Origin of the sequence: Algoriphagus chordae, assembly GCF_003254055.1 — a bacterium.
GTDB classification, from domain to species: Bacteria; Bacteroidota; Bacteroidia; order Cytophagales; family Cyclobacteriaceae; genus Algoriphagus; species Algoriphagus chordae.
This window is the reverse complement of the sequence record NZ_QKZT01000002.1, coordinates 264,700-279,730: the sequence shown is the minus strand read 5'-3', so window position 1 is coordinate 279,730 and position 15,031 is coordinate 264,700. Positions and strand designations below refer to the sequence as shown.

General features: G+C 41.8%; 18 protein-coding genes and 1 tRNA gene. 9 read left to right on the top strand and 10 right to left on the bottom strand.

Annotated features, from left to right (window positions below; all coding sequences use genetic code 11):
* Positions 1–39 precede the first annotated feature (39 nt).
* Genes LV85_RS03275 through LV85_RS03260 form a run of 4 tightly spaced genes read right to left on the bottom strand, consistent with a single transcriptional unit; the run spans position 40 to position 2,051 of the window.
* Entirely contained in the window at positions 40–876 is an 837-nt protein-coding gene (locus tag LV85_RS03275; protein WP_111316752.1) for a Cof-type HAD-IIB family hydrolase, read from the bottom strand.
* The gene (locus LV85_RS03270) at positions 876–1,148 is read right to left on the bottom strand and encodes a hypothetical protein (protein ID WP_111316751.1); all 273 of its coding nucleotides are present in this window, start codon (positions 1,146–1,148) and stop codon (positions 876–878) included. Before LV85_RS03270 ends, LV85_RS03275 begins: the two co-directional genes overlap by 1 nt.
* Before the next feature lie 16 nt (positions 1,149–1,164).
* On the bottom strand, positions 1,165–1,587 hold the full coding sequence (locus tag LV85_RS03265) for a hypothetical protein (protein WP_111316750.1): 423 nt from the start codon (positions 1,585–1,587) through the stop codon (positions 1,165–1,167).
* A 44-nt stretch (positions 1,588–1,631) separates the two neighbouring features.
* Positions 1,632–2,051 (bottom strand): hypothetical protein, encoded by a 420-nt coding sequence (locus LV85_RS03260; protein WP_111316749.1) that lies wholly within the window; start codon positions 2,049–2,051, stop codon positions 1,632–1,634.
* A gap of 199 nt (positions 2,052–2,250) precedes the next feature.
* On the opposite strand from LV85_RS03260, the gene LV85_RS03255 reads away from it, so the two are divergent.
* Together LV85_RS03255 and LV85_RS03250 are read left to right on the top strand one after the other, a co-directional pair.
* Positions 2,251–2,568, top strand: coding sequence for a helix-turn-helix domain-containing protein (locus tag LV85_RS03255; protein ID WP_111316748.1), 318 nt, complete (start codon positions 2,251–2,253; stop codon positions 2,566–2,568).
* On the top strand, positions 2,565–3,851 hold the full coding sequence (locus LV85_RS03250) for a type II toxin-antitoxin system HipA family toxin (protein ID WP_245942121.1): 1,287 nt from the start codon (positions 2,565–2,567) through the stop codon (positions 3,849–3,851). Before LV85_RS03255 ends, LV85_RS03250 begins: the two co-directional genes overlap by 4 nt.
* 86 nt (positions 3,852–3,937) lie before the next feature.
* On the opposite strand, the gene LV85_RS03245 is transcribed toward LV85_RS03250, so the two are convergent.
* From LV85_RS03245 to LV85_RS03235, 3 genes are all read right to left on the bottom strand, one after another.
* Positions 3,938–4,011, bottom strand: a tRNA-Ala gene (locus tag LV85_RS03245).
* A 128-nt stretch (positions 4,012–4,139) separates the two neighbouring features.
* Entirely contained in the window at positions 4,140–4,760 is a 621-nt protein-coding gene (gene recR, locus LV85_RS03240; protein WP_111316747.1) for a recombination mediator RecR, read from the bottom strand.
* A gap of 12 nt (positions 4,761–4,772) precedes the next feature.
* Positions 4,773–5,066 carry an ATP-dependent Clp protease adaptor ClpS gene (locus LV85_RS03235; RefSeq protein WP_111316746.1) on the bottom strand — a complete coding sequence of 98 codons (294 nt, stop codon included), beginning with the start codon at positions 5,064–5,066 and terminating at the stop codon, positions 4,773–4,775.
* A gap of 53 nt (positions 5,067–5,119) precedes the next feature.
* Here LV85_RS03235 and LV85_RS03230 point away from each other — a divergent pair, with 53 nt between their 5' ends.
* Positions 5,120–6,562, top strand: coding sequence for a sodium:solute symporter (locus LV85_RS03230; protein ID WP_111316745.1), 1,443 nt, complete (start codon positions 5,120–5,122; stop codon positions 6,560–6,562).
* On the opposite strand, the gene LV85_RS03225 is transcribed toward LV85_RS03230, so the two are convergent.
* The gene (locus tag LV85_RS03225; protein ID WP_111316744.1) at positions 6,563–6,901 is read right to left on the bottom strand and encodes an MGMT family protein; all 339 of its coding nucleotides are present in this window, start codon (positions 6,899–6,901) and stop codon (positions 6,563–6,565) included.
* Positions 6,882–7,775: a mechanosensitive ion channel family protein gene (locus LV85_RS03220; protein ID WP_111316743.1), complete on the bottom strand. Its 894-nt coding sequence runs from the start codon at positions 7,773–7,775 to the stop codon at positions 6,882–6,884. The genes LV85_RS03225 and LV85_RS03220 overlap by 20 nt, the downstream gene beginning before the upstream one ends.
* A 59-nt stretch (positions 7,776–7,834) precedes the next feature.
* Here LV85_RS03220 and LV85_RS03215 point away from each other — a divergent pair, with 59 nt between their 5' ends.
* From LV85_RS03215 to LV85_RS03205, 3 genes are read left to right on the top strand one after another with little or no spacing between them, the layout of a single operon-like run.
* Positions 7,835–8,512, top strand: a complete 678-nt coding sequence (locus LV85_RS03215) for an SDR family NAD(P)-dependent oxidoreductase (RefSeq protein ID WP_111316742.1) — start codon at positions 7,835–7,837, stop codon at positions 8,510–8,512.
* A 10-nt stretch (positions 8,513–8,522) separates the two neighbouring features.
* Positions 8,523–8,981 (top strand): nuclear transport factor 2 family protein, encoded by a 459-nt coding sequence (locus tag LV85_RS03210; RefSeq protein ID WP_211318368.1) that lies wholly within the window; start codon positions 8,523–8,525, stop codon positions 8,979–8,981.
* 6 nt (positions 8,982–8,987) lie between these two features.
* Positions 8,988–9,443, top strand: coding sequence for a hypothetical protein (locus LV85_RS03205; protein ID WP_111316741.1), 456 nt, complete (start codon positions 8,988–8,990; stop codon positions 9,441–9,443).
* Between the two features lie 7 nt (positions 9,444–9,450).
* Here LV85_RS03205 and LV85_RS03200 read toward each other — a convergent pair whose 3' ends face one another.
* Complete coding sequence (locus tag LV85_RS03200; RefSeq protein ID WP_111316740.1) at positions 9,451–9,873, bottom strand: META domain-containing protein; 423 nt, start codon at positions 9,871–9,873, stop codon at positions 9,451–9,453.
* A gap of 419 nt (positions 9,874–10,292) precedes the next feature.
* Here LV85_RS03200 and thrA point away from each other — a divergent pair, with 419 nt between their 5' ends.
* Genes thrA through thrC form a run of 3 tightly spaced genes read left to right on the top strand, consistent with a single transcriptional unit; the run spans position 10,293 to position 14,978 of the window.
* Positions 10,293–12,743, top strand: a complete 2,451-nt coding sequence (thrA, locus tag LV85_RS03195) for a bifunctional aspartate kinase/homoserine dehydrogenase I (RefSeq protein WP_111316739.1) — start codon at positions 10,293–10,295, stop codon at positions 12,741–12,743.
* Positions 12,740–13,678, top strand: coding sequence for a homoserine kinase (locus LV85_RS03190; protein WP_211318367.1), 939 nt, complete (start codon positions 12,740–12,742; stop codon positions 13,676–13,678). Before thrA ends, LV85_RS03190 begins: the two co-directional genes overlap by 4 nt.
* A 4-nt stretch (positions 13,679–13,682) precedes the next feature.
* Positions 13,683–14,978, top strand: coding sequence for a threonine synthase (gene thrC, locus LV85_RS03185; protein WP_111316839.1), 1,296 nt, complete (start codon positions 13,683–13,685; stop codon positions 14,976–14,978).
* Positions 14,979–15,031: the final 53 nt, after the last annotated feature.

The window sequence follows — 15,031 nt, the reverse complement described above, 5'->3', positions numbered from 1 at the left end:
GTCGCTAGATTTTAGATAATAGATTTAAGAACCAAGAGTTTAGATTTCAGTACTGATCTCAAATTTCGAATTTCGAATTTTCTCCAGAGAAGCTGCGACGCCATCTTCTTTGTTGTGATGAGTAATTTCATTTGCAACAGCCTTAACCTCCATTCTTGCATTTTCCACTGCGACACCCCAGCCTACTGATTGAAGCAGGTCGATATCATTATAATTATCTCCAAAAGCCACCACGGATTCCATACCGAAGTCATAAGCATTTTCTAAGATTTTCTTCAATCCTGTGGCTTTGGAAATAGCTTTTGGGGCGATCTCCAGATATGTGTCACTGGAGCGATAGAGATGCAGGTCCAGTGAATGCTCAAAGTGAAGCTCTCCGAAAAGCCAGGCTATTTCTTCGTTTGTGCCCATGCACATAACTTTGTGAGCGCCGGAATTATCCTTTGACCAAAGATCCAACACGTCCTGACCAGGAAGCCAGGTACAAGCTACTTTCGTGTTTCTCACTTCCCGCTGAGACCAGTAATCATCTTTTTCCTCATACCAATTTTCACCCTGATATAAGCTCACATGGATATCAGTTTTATGTGTGAGTTGAAGGATTTTGGCTACCAGCTCTACTGAAATGCTCACATCTTCGAGCACCTCTCCATCAGCGCTGAGCACATAGCCACCATTGTAGGATATCAAAGGTTGAGGAAATCGATTCATATCATGAAGCAAATGTCGCATTGCATCAGGCATGCGAGAACTTGCTAGAATCACGGGGAAATCTACAGGTAAATCAGCCACAACGGCTTTAAGTCGAGGGGATAGATCACGCACTGAATTGAGGAGAGTGCCATCAATATCAGAGCAAAAGGCTTTTATTTTCATTAATCGATTTCTGACCAGTCAATTTCATCAGCAAAATTAGCGAAGACACCAAAGCCAATGACGGCGATAAATAGTATTACAGCGGCGAAAATAATGAGTTTAACGATTAATTCAGCCTTAGCCCAATTAGCCTTGTCAGGATCTGTGTTTTTGTCTGTCGCCCATACGATAAGCATAATCAGCCCAATAAGAGGAAGGCGCTTGACTAGCACTGCGATTATCCATTCACCCAGAGAGGTCGGTGGTTTTTTGTATTCGTTTGGCAATTCCATAAATAAATAGGTTTAGTTAAAAATCTTTCGTGTCAAACATGTACTCCTGCATGGCAACGTTTTCAGGATTTGTAGGGTCATTTTGAATAAACTGTACTGTAATTTGCTGATAATCTTCAGATTTTTCAAAATCTCTGAGATATAGTTCAGCACACTTACGCGCAAGGATTTCTGGCTGATTTCCTAAAATAAGCGGATCACCATTTTCCAGTTTCAAATAAATCGTGGAAGTGGTGCTGTCATTTGAAGTTGACTTACTGAGGTTGACATTCATTCCTTGGAACTTCCCGAGCATTCGGATTTCCTCAGATGGCATAAATCCCTCGCCCATCATTGCTTCCATGCCTTTGAACGCAAATTTTGCAATCTTTTCAGGATTGCAGGAACAGGAACTGATTGTGCCAAGAAAAAACAGAAGGATAAAAATTCGATTACGCATGTTGATTTCCAGTTAGGAATTAGGTCATGCGAATTTAAACAATCTTAGGTAGATCTTTTTGAGATGATTAAAATGGCTCGTTGATCTTCGGGTTTGTAGGGTTTATTTAGATCTAGGTAGGGAATGGCATCAACCAGCTTGACGGTATATTCTAGCGTTGAAAATTCATCTGGGAATCCACTTGCATTTTCATTGGTGCTTAATAGAATATATTGCTTTTGACCACCAACAATTAATTCTCCTCTCAGGACAATCATCCCTGCCCAGATACATTGTGCGCCAGCTGGACATCGAGAATCTTGAATTTCTATAACTTTGACAGAGATATTTTTTAGGCAGTTCTCTAGCTGTTGCTCGATTGCTATTTCAAACTCCTTTCCTACTTCAAACCCTTCGCAATCATTGCTGTCATTGCATGAAAAAAATAAAGAGACAGACAGAAACAGAACAAGTAGATGGCGCATGGCTATTCAGTTTAGATAAACCTCAAAAGTATTGCCTATACGGATTTGAAGTAGGAAGTGATACATTTCTTATTGTCGATATTCTACTAGATTAAATTGTCTACTAAGATTTCGGTGGGTAATAGATTCCCTTCTAGCGAATCATAATGTTTCATTAATAACACAAAATATTATACTTTTGTATAGATTAAGATACATTATGGCAAATAGCAAACCCGTTTTATTTCCAAAAAGTCAACGAATTCTTATCGAACTGGGTGAGAATATTAAGCTTGCACGTTTGAGACGAAAGCTATCCAGTGCACAAGTAGCGGAGCGCGCTGGTATTGGGAGATCCACTTTGGTGAAAATCGAACAAGGCCATTCCGGGGTTGGAATTGGCAATTTTATTAATGTTTTACGGGTGTTAGGTTTGGAACAGGACTTTCTATTGCTCGCGAAGGATGATGAACTTGGGAGGAAACTTCAAGATGCAAACCTGATCACTAAAGATCGTGCACCTAAAAGACTCAAATGATGGCAACGGCAATTCGAAATAGAGAAGTTCTAGTTTATGCGGATTGGTCAAGCTTGGAATCCGCACAATTGATGGGGATTTTACGTGCTGAACTTTTGCGAGGTAAAGAGATTTTTTCCTTTGAGTATGACTCACAGTGGCTTGAATCAAATTATGCACAACTTCTAGATCCAGATTTGCAATTGTATAGTGGCAAGCAATATCTGAATGAGACCTCCAAATCAAACTTCGGTTTGTTCTTAGATTCTTCTCCTGACAGATGGGGTAGAGTACTTATGAGAAGACGAGAAGCGGCGTTGGCACGACTGGAAGAAAGGCCTGAGAATAATCTGTTTGAAACAGATTATTTGTTGGGAGTTTTTGATGGCCATAGAATGGGCGGCTTAAGATTTAAAACTGATGAATCAGAAGTATATCTGAGCAATGATTCTAAATTGGCAAGTCCTCCATGGACTTCAATCCGTGAATTGGAACAAATCAGTCTTCGATTAGAAGAAGACGATGTGATACAAGATCCTGATTATCTGAAATGGTTGAATATGCTGGTTGCTCCTGGTGCTTCTTTGGGTGGGGCAAGACCAAAAGCCAGCGTTTTAGATCAGAATAAGGCTCTTTGGATAGCTAAATTCCCAAGCAAAAATGATGACACAGATATTGGAGGCTGGGAAATGGTTGTTCATACTTTGGCAAAGAAAGCTGGAATAATAATGGCTGAAGGGTTTGCACAAAAGTTCTCTACAAAGAACCACACTTTTTTGACTAAGAGATTTGACCGCAACCCCGACGGAAGCAGAATTCATTTTGCTTCTGCTATGACTCTGCTAGGCTATACGGATGGCCAAGACTATTTAGATGGTGTTAGTTACCTAGAGTTAGCCGAATACATTATGAATAATGGCGCGTCTGTAGAGGAAGATTTAGAACAATTATGGCGTAGAATAGTATTTAACATTTGTGTTTCAAATGTAGATGATCACTTGCGAAATCATGGCTTTATTCTATCTGAAAAGGGTTGGAGACTATCGCCGGCATATGATATAAATCCAGTGGAAACAGGATCTGGGTTGAAATTGAATATTTCAGAAAATGACAACTCGCTCGATTTGAATCTAGCACTTACCGTTATTCCTTTTTTCCGCCTCAATGAGGAAAAGGCCTTTGCAATAATAGAGGATGTGAATAACGCAGTTACTTCATGGAGAGAGGTTGCCAAAGAGTTAAAAATACCTAATCAACAAATTGAAGCAAAAGCCAAAGCATTTCAAAAAGCGTCGAAAAGCTAATTTGCGGAAAAATACGGGCTGACATTAAAGTCAATCTCTAGCTTTCTAGTGAAAACAAAAAGCCTCACATTTCTGTGAAGCTTTCGTGGAGAATACCGGAGTCGAACCGGTGACCTCCACACTGCCAGTGTGGCGCTCTAGCCAGCTGAGCTAATCCCCCAAAATTATGTCCTAATTGAACCGATAACCTTCCCGACCTTTGTCGGTACGCTCGGTAGATCGGCCGAAGCTAATCCCCCATTTGGGTTTGCAAATATAGACGTAGGTTTTTGCTGTGCAAAGGAAATTTTACTCTGTAGCGTAATTAATTCGAGTCATGATACTGCGGCCAAGGGTGACCTCATCCGTAAATTCTAGTTCCCCGCCTACCGGTATCCCTCGTGCGATGGAACTTACCCGTACGCCCTTTTCCTTCAGTTTTTTTGCCAGATAAAAAGAGGTGGTATCACCTTCCATGGTGGCACTAAGAGCCATAATAACTTCCTGAATAGGCTCGCTTTGGGAAGCAAGTTCTACTCTTGATAGTAGAGATTCTATCTTCAATTCTTCTGGTCCTATACCTTGGATGGGAGATATCACTCCTCCAAGCACATGGTATTTTCCCTGAAATTGATTAGTGTTCTCTATTGCTAGCACATCACGAATGTCTTCTACCACGCAAAGGATAGAGCCGTCACGTCGATGGCTGATGCAAATACTGCATTCTTCGGCATCTGAAATATTATGGCAGGTTTTGCAATACTGGATCTCAGTACGCATGCGAGTGATCGCCAAAGCCAAGGCTTCGGTATTTGCCTCATGCTGCTTGAGCAGATGAAGTGCTAGTCGAAGTGCAGTTTTCTTACCGATCCCAGGAAGTCTGGATATTTCGGTGACAGCATCTTCTATCAGTTTGGAAGGAAAATTCAATTCAGGGTGGATTTAAACGATTTCGGCTTGGATTCCAGCATCTAATATAGCTTCACACATAGGTTTTAGCTCTGTAATGCTGCCTTTTTTTACCGCACATTTTCCTCTGTAGTGTATCGTGATGGTACATTGCTCCGCTTGCTCAATGCTGTGCTTGCAGACTTTCATTAGAATCTTGATCACATGATCGAATGTGTTGAATTCGTCATTGTAGACAATCAGGTCGTTGGATTCAATATCTATCAAATCCTCCACCAGAACTTCTGATTCTTCGATATATGGAAGCGGGTCGTTTGAATGATTCATTTTGCAAAATTAAGAATATTGAACAACTTAGCGAACCCACTTCAAGACGATTTATGAATTCCCAACTAGTCCTTCTGGTAATCTGTTGTTATTTTTTACTGCTATTTCTCATTTCTTGGTATACTTCTCGCAAAGTTTCTGCTGATACCTTCTTTACTGGAGATCGCCAATCACCTTGGTTTTTGGTGGCATTTGGGATGATAGGAGCCTCATTGTCAGGAGTTACCTTTATTTCGGTTCCGGGTGAAGTAGGTAACTCTAACTTCTTTTACTTCCAAGTTGTTTTGGGGTATACACTGGGATATTTCGTGATCGCCAAAGTGCTCTTGCCGCTTTATTACCGATTGAATCTCGTCTCGATCTATTCCTACTTAGACGATAGGTTCGGCTTTTGGTCCTATAAGACAGGAGCTTTTTTCTTTATTCTCTCAAGAACTTTAGGCTCATCCATTCGCGTGTTCTTAGTCGCGAGTGTCTTGCAACTTATTCTGTTCGATTCATTAGGCATTCCATTTTGGGTCTCAGTGTTGATTACAGTTGGCTTGATCTGGATTTATACACATCGTGGAGGGATCAAAACAGTTGTTTGGACAGATACGCTTCAGACATTCTTTATGCTTGCCGCAGTGGTGGTATGTGTGATTATGGTGGGGAATGCTTTGAACTTCGACGGAGTTTCTGATTATGTAAATGCTGTTTCTTCTGATCCACGTTCGCAGATATTTAATTGGGATTGGAAAGCAGGCACCAATTTCTTCAAGCAATTTATCTCTGGCGCATTCATTACTATCGTGATGACAGGTTTGGATCAGGATATGATGCAAAAGAATTTGACTTGTAAAAACATCGGAGATGCTCAGAAGAACATGTTCTGGTTTACGACGATTCTGGTTTTTGTGAACTTGCTTTTCTTGGCCTTGGGCGTGCTGTTATATCTTTATGCAGAGACGCATGGAGTACAGCTCCCAACGAAAACAGATGAGCTTTTTCCCTTATTGGCGACTCAGTATTTCTCTCCCTTTGCGGGAATTGTATTTGTACTTGGGATTACAGCTGCGGCCTATTCCAGTGCTGATTCTACGCTGACAGCCTTGACAACCTCATTTTGCATTGATTTTCTGGAAATTGACAAAAGATATCCTGCGGAAAAACGGGTGTCAGTTCGTAAGAAAGTTCACATCGTATTCACCTTTGTGATGTTTTTGGTGATTATGGCTTTTTACTGGATCAATAATCAGTCTGTTATCAATTCTGTCTTTGTGATAGCGGGATATACCTATGGGCCTTTACTTGGGTTATATTCCTTTGGCCTTTTCACGAAGTGGCAGGTGAAAGACAAATTCGTGCCTTACCTCGCTGTTTTTGCACCCTTGCTGACATTTGCGATAGCATCCAATTCAGAGGAATTATTCTGGGGTTATAAGTTCGGTTTCGAAGCGCTGATCTTGAATGGCTTGATTATGTTTGTAGGCTTGTATTTGCTGAGGAAAAAATAATTACAGCGCCAACTCTACATCTGGATTCCAATATACTTTATCAAAATTCTGAACTTTGTCTTTTACGACTTTGACTCCCTCTTTTTCCAGTAATTCCTGCATTTTGGTAGAAGTTTCAAAGTGTTCTTTTCCTGTCAATAATCCCTGACTGTTTACCACGCGATGTGCTGGCACATCTGCCATGGTATGGGCAGCATTCATAGCATAGCCCACCATTCTGGCTCCACTTTTTATTCCCAAATACTGAGCAATGGATCCATAATTGGTCACTCTTCCGCTCGGAATCAAGCGAACTACTTGATACACCAAATCGAAATAATTAGGCTTTTCGGGTTTCATGAGACCAGTTGATTAAGGCTTGGTTAATTGCTTTATTGACAGACTTTTCTACGACTTTTTCTCCTGATTTGATTGGAAACTGATATCGAATGATGACGCTTTCAGGTTTTCGCTCGATCACGTTCAGTTGTGCTCCTTCCACAAACACATAGTCTGAGAAGCCAGAGAGTGACTCATTCAGTGTTTTTTCCAAATCATTTAATTGAATGACTGAATAAAATGGAATCTCGGAATCTAAGATGACCTGATGAGAATTGTTCTTCGAGTAATTCACTACCTCAGAGGTTAGAACCAGCGTATTTGGAACAATGATGATTTCGCCTGTTTCACTTTTGAGCTCCATATTGATGAGTGTGATGTCTCTGATAAAGCCCACATTATTACCGACTAAAATCTTGTCTCCGATCTCCAATTGATCGGAAAACATGATTATCAGACCGTTCACAATATTGGTAATGTACTCCTTGGTCAGTAAGGCAATTGCCGCTGCGACAATCGTAATACTTGTGAGAAATTTTAATGGTTCTACACCAAAAAGTAGCATAACCGTCACCAAGATAACTATCATATTCAGCAAGGTCGCGAGACGATCAATGCCTATCACGAAGTTGGGTTGCACTCTGGAATCCTCCGTTCTTTTGAGATAAAACTGAAGCGTGATAATTCGGGCAAGTGAGATGATCAGGTTTCCACTGATCAGGAAGATCGAAGCGCGAACTATATTAGCTAGAATGGTATAGCGATCCAAAAAAGGTGTAAGCCAAGTATTTGATTCGAAACCTACAATCAAAATTAGGAGTAAAAGCAGCTTAAAAAGGAAATTTCTCCTACGCTTGTTTTCCTGATTCTTGATGATGCTTTTGAGTTGATTCATATCGTTTTCGAAAAATTAAGCCTAATTTTAACAAATATCAGAAAGAATTTTGGACTAGTATGAGTAGAAATATCATTATCACAGGCGCAGGAGGGAATTTGGGTTCCGCAGTAGTTGAGAAGTTCAAGCGAGAAGGATATCATATTATTGCCTTACTACATCCTGGCAGAGGTCACTTGGTAGAAGAAGCTGATGATAGCTACGAGGTAGATGTGACGGATGAAAAAGCAGTTGCCGAATTTATCAAAGAGTATCATTTGCAATACGGAAGTCTAGACGCCTTGGCCTTTTTAGTCGGAGGATTTGCGATGGGAGGAATAGAAGAAACCAGCCAGGCTGATCTAGAGAAAATGTTTTCCTTGAATTTTTTCTCCGCATTCCATTTAGTAAAAGGCTTTTTGCCAGTCATGAAGAAGCAAGATAAAGGTACTTTCCTATTCGTAGGCGCTAAACCTGCTTTGCAAATCGAGAGTGCTGGTGGAACTTTGGCCTATTCCTTGAGTAAGAAATTAGTGATTTCACTTGCCGAAATAGTAGGTGAAGAAACTAAGAATACACCAATTAGAGCTCATGTGTTTGTGCCAAGTATCATAGATACGCCGCCCAATCGCGAGTCGATGCCTGATGCAGATTTCAGTAAGTGGGTTCGTGCCGATGAGATAGCCGAAGCAATGCATTATGCTGTAAATATGCATGCGCTTCGCAATATGACTTTCAAGCTTTATGGAGAAGTTTAATACGATCGTTATGAAAAATAAATCGATTTTACTCCTGATATTCACCCTTTTAGTGACTGTGCCAGGCTTTTCACAAACAGAAAAAGATGCTGTAAAAGCAGTGATAGAATCTCTGTTTGATGGAATGAGAGCAAAAAACACCGATCAGATTTCCGCTGTTTTTTCAGAAAATTCAATCATGCAGACTATAGAATCAAGGGGTGACACTGGGCTGGTGAAAGCTGGTTCGGTCGCTGATTTCGTGAAGGGGATAGCTGGTCTTCCTGCAGAGGCAAAGCTTGACGAAAGAATCACAGATTACCAGATCACTATAGACGGGCCATTGGCAACAGCTTGGACTCCGTATGAGTTTTATTTCAATGAGAAATTCAGCCATTGTGGCGTGAATTCCTTTCAATTAGTAAAAATGGCCGAAGGCTGGAAAATTGTTTACATCATCGATACTCGCCGGAAAGACGGCTGCTCTTGATAATTTATGAATACGTTTAAAGAAAAAATCTACCAGACTGCGATAGCGCAGGTGAAAGAAAAAATCAACCTTCTGAAAGCCGAGCGTAAGGCGATCAATGATGGGATTTTGGAGGATACAAAAAGTAGCGCCGGAGACAAATTTGAGACGGGCCGGGAAACCATGTCCCGTGATCTTATGACAGTTGAGAATCAACTTAAGCAAGCCAATTTCGAGTTTGATGAATTATGCAGATTCCAAGCCATCAAAGAGCCCTCTGCTACCGTGCAGGAAGGAAGTCTAGTTCAAGTTGGTACGGATAGCTATTTGATTTCTATCAGTCTTGGACAATTAATTGTTGATGGACAAAAGCTTTTTATGCTGAGTAAAAACTCCCCACTTGGTGAGATTTTGGTTGGGCACAAAAAAAGTGATCAAATAGAATTCCGAGGAAGATCTATTTTGATCACTGATCTGAAGTAGCATTAACTCAGTCTTTCTTTGGTACAAAACTCATCAACTCGGTAGCTCCATCAAGTAAGGTGAGTTTGTCCTTTTCAATTTTCAAATCTCCTACTTCGGACAGGGCAGAAATGAAATCTTGTTCTCCCGAGCCAGGACACATCTTCTTGGTCATGGCTCCTGGGTCAAGCTTGATGGCTGTGCCTTCCAGTGAGAAATTCCCTGAGAAATTGTTGCATCCAGAGAAGCCAGCGAGTTTGCCGCCGTCTAAAAAACTCAGTGAAGGGATACCGCCCACAAATTGATTCATGTCTAAGCCATTGCTCTTAAGGGAGGAAAGCAACCAGCTATTCCCTGTTAGCAGGCTCATGGGATTGATGGCCTTGGTACTTCCGCAACTTGCAAACAGGAGGAAGAAAAGACCAAAGGATAGGTTTTTGAAAGCTCTCATAAGGTGCAGGGTTTAGTGTTATACTAAAATAGGCAAATTGATTCCAAATTCAATTTTGCTTTTTAGCTACTTAAGCAACGAATCTACTATATCTTCAGATTTTCAGGGAATTGTTGAGTTATTTCTAACAGAGTTTCGGTTTTTTTCAAAAAACTCTAATGGATTGTTTGGGGAATAAAGATTTTGGCAGTAAGATTGTCCTGTCAATTGTCCAGTTATGGTATTTGCAGCAAAAATCTCTTCTGACCTAGATCTACTTCCAGCCATGGAAGCGAGAGCCTGCACCACTTTTTCTATGACGACATGGATTGGTACCACGATTACGGGTTGATCCCGTCCATATCTATTAAGTACCCGCCCCCAGGCCAGATTTAGGCCAATTTTAATTTCTCAAGTTAATAATTTCAGTAGTAATAATTATGAAAATCATCAAGTTTGGTGGCTCATCGGTAGCAAACCCTGAAAACATTCAACGTGTTTTTTCTATCATTCAACACAAACTAAAGCAGGAAGAGATCGCAATAGTCTTTTCAGCATTTGGTGGAGTCACGGAGACCTTGCTTAAAATTGCGCAGCTTGCTCGAGAAGGAGACGAGGTCTATAGGGAGCTGTTGCAAAGCCTGGAGGAAAAGCACCTAACTATTGTACGTCAGCTAATTGCCGTCCAGAGCCAGTCCACGGTGATGACTTTTGTGAAAGTCCGCTTCAAAGAATTGGAAGATCTTTTCCATGGGATTTATCTGATCAAAGAAAATTCTGCTCGTACGCTCGATTACGTTGCCAGTTTTGGTGAGCGCTTAGCTGCCTTTATTTTGGCGGAGTCCATGAGTGGCAATGGCATGAAGAGCCAGTTTCTAGACGCTAGAGATGTGATCCGTACCAATGATCGATTTGGACAGGCGAAAGTTGATTTTGAAGTCACTAATGCTGCGATCAAGGATTATTTTGCTACCCATGATGGTATCAAGGTGATCACCGGATTTATTGCCTCCACTGCCAAAGGAGAAACGACCACCTTGGGCAGGTCTGGCTCGGATTACACTGCCGCTATTTTCGCAGCAGCATTGGATGCGGAAAACTTAGAAATCTGGACTGATGTGTCAGGAGTACTGACTTCGGATCCTAAATTGGTTTATACCGCATTTACGATCCCGCAATTGAGCTATAATGAGGCGATGGAGCTTTCGCATTTCGGTGCCAAAGTAATTTTCCCAGCGACTATGCAGCCAGCGATGCGTAAGAGCATCCCGATCTATATCAAAAATACTTTTGAGCCTGCAAACCCAGGAACTCTTATCAATGGTGAAGTAAGCCCAGGCGCGCTGATTAAGGGAATAAGTTCTATTTCCAATATATCTATCGTTACTGTGCAGGGAGCTGGCATGCTGGACTCAACCGTCGGGACTAGCCGTGTTTTCAAAGCATTGTCCGAGGCAAGAATCAATATTTTGTTGATTTCTCAGGCATCATCTGAACACAGTATTTGCTTGGCAATCAAAACTCAGGAAGCCTACTTGGCGAAAGAGGTGATTGAAAAGGAGTTTTTCTATGAAATCAAATCCGGAGAAATGGAAGAAGTTTATCTCCTTCATGATTTGGCCACAGTAGCTGTAGTAGGAGAAAATATGAAGCAAAACCCAGGTGCATCTGGACGCATGTTCCGTGCGCTGGGCAGAAATAACATTAACGTAGGGGCAATTGCTCAAGGGAGTTCGGAGCTGAATATTTCGGCCGTAATTCCACAGCCAGATTTGCAAAAAGCGCTCAATGCGCTCCACGAGGCATTTTTCCTTTCCGAGAATAAAGTGCTCCACGTATTCTTAGTGGGAGTGGGCTTGATCGGACAGGCCTTGATTAAGATGATAGCAAATCAACAGCAAAAATTGCGTGGAGAAAGTGCGCTGGATATCCAGATTCATGGTATGGCAAATAGTAGATTCATGGCATTTCATGAAGATGGCTTTGATTTAAAAGATCCTTATGCCTTGAGCGAATCAGATGAGAAAACTGATTTGAGCAAGTTTATCAGAACCATGGAAGAAATGAATTTCTCCAATTCTGTATTTGTGGATTGTACTGCTAGTCAGGACGTAGCAGAGCTTTATTCGAAAATTTTGGAGGCAAAAGTCGCTATCGTTACACCAAATAAGAAGGCGAATTCAGGCTCTATGGAGCAGTATATGAATTTGAAGAGAATCGCGAAAAAACGCGGTGTGAAATTCCTGTATGAGACTAACGTGGCTGCAGGACTGCCTGTGATCAATACCTTGCAGGATTTAATGCTTTCCGGAGATAGAGTGATCAGGATCGAAGCGGTTTTGAGTGGTTCTATGAATTATATTTTCTCCGAACTTGAAAGCGGAACACCATTCTCTGAAGTAGTCAAGAAGGCTAAGGAACTTGGGTTTACGGAGCCGGATCCACGCGATGATTTGAGTGGGATGGATGTTGCTAGAAAAATCTTGATTTTGGGTCGTGAGGCTGAGCAGCATTTGGAGTTTGATTCCATTGATATTCAAAGCATGGTGCCAGAAGACTGTGTGGATGCTGCTTCTGTTCCTGAATTTTTCGAAAAGCTAAAAACGCATGATCAGGAATTTATTGACATGCTAGAAGAAGCTGCAAGCAAGGGAGAGAAACTCCGTTTTATGGCTACACTTGAAAATGGAAAAGCAAAAGTTGGATTGAATTCGGTACCACTTTCGCATCCATTTAGTGGATTGGGAGGAAGTGATAATATGATTCTATTAACTACAGATAGATATCGTGATAGACCTATGATCATCAGAGGTCCTGGTGCTGGTGCAGATGTAACTGCTGCGGGTGTATTTGCAGATGTGATTAGAATCGGTAATTACACTCGAGAATGATACGTTCTGTAAAAGCTTTTGCCCCAGCTACAGTTGCGAATGTTTCTTGTGGTTTTGATATTCTGGGCTTCGCCATCGATGCGATGGGAGATACCGTTGAGTTGATTCGAAAGGATGAGCCGGGACTACGTGTAGTTTCGATAGAAGGAGACGGAGGGAAGCTTCCCTTGGAGGCTAAGAAAAACACCTGTGCAGTAGCTATTCAGGCCATGTTGGATGAATTGGATGAGCAGGTGGGGATGGATATTTATCTCACTAAAGGTTTGCCGCTTGGTTCAGGCATGGGCTCAAGTGCGGCAAGTGCCGTTGCTGCTTTGGAAGCTGCCAATTGTTTACTAGGTCGGCCATTTGAGAAAAAGAATTTGCTTCCTTTTGCGATCGAAGCGGAGAAAGTCGCCTGTGGAGCGGCTCACGCTGACAATGTAGCCCCAAGTTTATTGGGTGGTTTTGTGCTTATCCGTGATTATCATCCGCTGGACGTGATCAAGTTGCCAGTTCCAAATGGTCTTTACTGCACGCTTTTGCATCCACATTATGAATTGAATACGGCAGATTCTAGGTCGGTGCTTAGAGATAAGATACCGATGAAGCATTCGACTATCCAGTCAGGAAATGTTGCAGGTTTGATTGCAGGACTTTATGAAGGAGATTTTGAATTGATATCTAGATCCTTACGTGATGTGATTGCGGAGCCATATCGTGCAGTGTTGCTTCCGGGCTTCTACGAAGTAAGGGAAGCGCTCAAAACAGCCGGTGCCCTGGGGATGGGTATTTCCGGTTCGGGACCTACTCTTTTTGCACTCTCTAAAGGAAAAGATACAGCACAAGCCATTGCTTCGGCTGCCAAAGAAGTTTATTCCAGTATTGGGCTCGGTGTAGATGTTTATTTCTCAGAGATAAATACCAAAGGAGCATACCTGATTGAAGAAAAATAAGCCTATGAAATTTTTTAGTACAAATAATTCGGATCATCAAGTAGATCTTGCCGAAGCAGTCATTAGAGGTTTGGCGCCAGATCAAGGGCTTTATATGCCAGTGGAAATCCCTGTTTTAGCGAAAGACCTGTTGGATAAGTTTCCTGAAATGAGCTTTCAGGAAATCGGCTATGAGGTGATTGGAGCCTTGTTCTCCACCGCATTAAGTCAAGCACAGATCAAAGAATTGGTTGATCATACACTGACTTTCGACGCGCCGCTGGTGAAGGTGGAGGAAGATGTCTACAGCTTAGAGCTTTTTCATGGGCCTACGCTGGCATTCAAGGATTTTGGAGCGAGATTCTGTTCCAAACTGATGAGCATGCTGATGGAGAAATCTGATCGGAAAGTGCGAGTCTTGGTGGCGACTTCTGGTGATACAGGATCTGCTGTGGCGAATGGCTTCTTGGGAGTGGATGGTGTGGAAGTGATAATTCTTTTCCCGAAGGGGAAAGTGAGTGAGCTTCAAGAAAAGCAGTTCACAACCTTGGGACAAAATATCACTGCGCTGGAGGTTGATGGTGTTTTTGACGATTGCCAGCGAATGGTGAAGGAAGCATTTTTGGATGCTGAGCTGAATGAAAAGCTTTTGCTTACCTCGGCCAATTCTATCAATGTGGCTCGTTGGATTCCTCAGTGTCTTTACTATTTCTATGCTTTTTCCCGACTTCCTAAAAACGATAAAAAAGTAGCGTTTGCAGTTCCTTCTGGAAATTTCGGGAATATCGCAGCGGGGATATTAGCGCAAAGAATGGGCTTGCTGATTGACCAGTTTGTAGCAGCTACAAATGTAAATAAGGTAGTTCCTGACTTTTTGAATGGAGCTGATTTCAACTCGATGTCTTCGATCGCTACTATCAGTAATAGCATGGATGTAGGAAACCCAAGTAATTTCCCTCGTTTACTAGCCCTTTATGGGAATGATGAGCAGCTGCTAAAAGAAAATGTAAAAGGCTATTTCTACTCTGATGAAGCGACTGTAGAAGTGATGCAAAAGGTCGAAAAGTCTGGCTATACCATGGACCCCCATGGGGCTGTAGGGTATTTGGGATTGACCGATTTTATGGCTGATAATTCTGATTATCAAGGAGTGTTTCTAGAAACAGCACATCCAGGGAAGTTTAGGGAGACCGTAGAAAAAGCATTGAATTTGAAGCTTGAGCTTCCTGAGCGATTAGCTGCTTTTATGGATGGAGAGAAAAAAGTGGAGGTTTTGGGGAATGACTTTGAGGAGTTTAAAGGGTATTTGATTTCACTTTAGATTTTTCTGGCAAGTTCTTGAGATGGATCTGACTACCCCATAAAGATTAGATT

What these genes read in the sequence shown, in the direction of transcription:
- LV85_RS03275 (WP_111316752.1), bottom strand. Translation starts at nt 876, where the DNA reads ATGAAAATAAAAGCCTTTTGCTCTGATATTGATGGCACTCTCCTCAAT.
- LV85_RS03270 (WP_111316751.1), bottom strand. Translation starts at nt 1,148, where the DNA reads ATGGAATTGCCAAACGAATACAAAAAACCACCGACCTCTCTGGGTGAA.
- LV85_RS03265 (WP_111316750.1), bottom strand. Translation starts at nt 1,587, where the DNA reads ATGCGTAATCGAATTTTTATCCTTCTGTTTTTTCTTGGCACAATCAGT.
- LV85_RS03260 (WP_111316749.1), bottom strand. Translation starts at nt 2,051, where the DNA reads ATGCGCCATCTACTTGTTCTGTTTCTGTCTGTCTCTTTATTTTTTTCA.
- LV85_RS03255 (WP_111316748.1), top strand. Translation starts at nt 2,251, where the DNA reads ATGGCAAATAGCAAACCCGTTTTATTTCCAAAAAGTCAACGAATTCTT.
- LV85_RS03250 (WP_245942121.1), top strand. Translation starts at nt 2,565, where the DNA reads ATGATGGCAACGGCAATTCGAAATAGAGAAGTTCTAGTTTATGCGGAT.
- LV85_RS03235 (WP_111316746.1), bottom strand. Translation starts at nt 5,066, where the DNA reads ATGAATCATTCAAACGACCCGCTTCCATATATCGAAGAATCAGAAGTT.
- LV85_RS03230 (WP_111316745.1), top strand. Translation starts at nt 5,120, where the DNA reads ATGAATTCCCAACTAGTCCTTCTGGTAATCTGTTGTTATTTTTTACTG.
- LV85_RS03225 (WP_111316744.1), bottom strand. Translation starts at nt 6,901, where the DNA reads ATGAAACCCGAAAAGCCTAATTATTTCGATTTGGTGTATCAAGTAGTT.
- LV85_RS03220 (WP_111316743.1), bottom strand. Translation starts at nt 7,775, where the DNA reads ATGAATCAACTCAAAAGCATCATCAAGAATCAGGAAAACAAGCGTAGG.
- LV85_RS03215 (WP_111316742.1), top strand. Translation starts at nt 7,835, where the DNA reads ATGAGTAGAAATATCATTATCACAGGCGCAGGAGGGAATTTGGGTTCC.
- LV85_RS03210 (WP_211318368.1), top strand. Translation starts at nt 8,523, where the DNA reads ATGAAAAATAAATCGATTTTACTCCTGATATTCACCCTTTTAGTGACT.
- LV85_RS03205 (WP_111316741.1), top strand. Translation starts at nt 8,988, where the DNA reads ATGAATACGTTTAAAGAAAAAATCTACCAGACTGCGATAGCGCAGGTG.
- LV85_RS03200 (WP_111316740.1), bottom strand. Translation starts at nt 9,873, where the DNA reads ATGAGAGCTTTCAAAAACCTATCCTTTGGTCTTTTCTTCCTCCTGTTT.
- thrA (WP_111316739.1), top strand. Translation starts at nt 10,293, where the DNA reads ATGAAAATCATCAAGTTTGGTGGCTCATCGGTAGCAAACCCTGAAAAC.
- LV85_RS03190 (WP_211318367.1), top strand. Translation starts at nt 12,740, where the DNA reads ATGATACGTTCTGTAAAAGCTTTTGCCCCAGCTACAGTTGCGAATGTT.
- thrC (WP_111316839.1), top strand. Translation starts at nt 13,683, where the DNA reads ATGAAATTTTTTAGTACAAATAATTCGGATCATCAAGTAGATCTTGCC.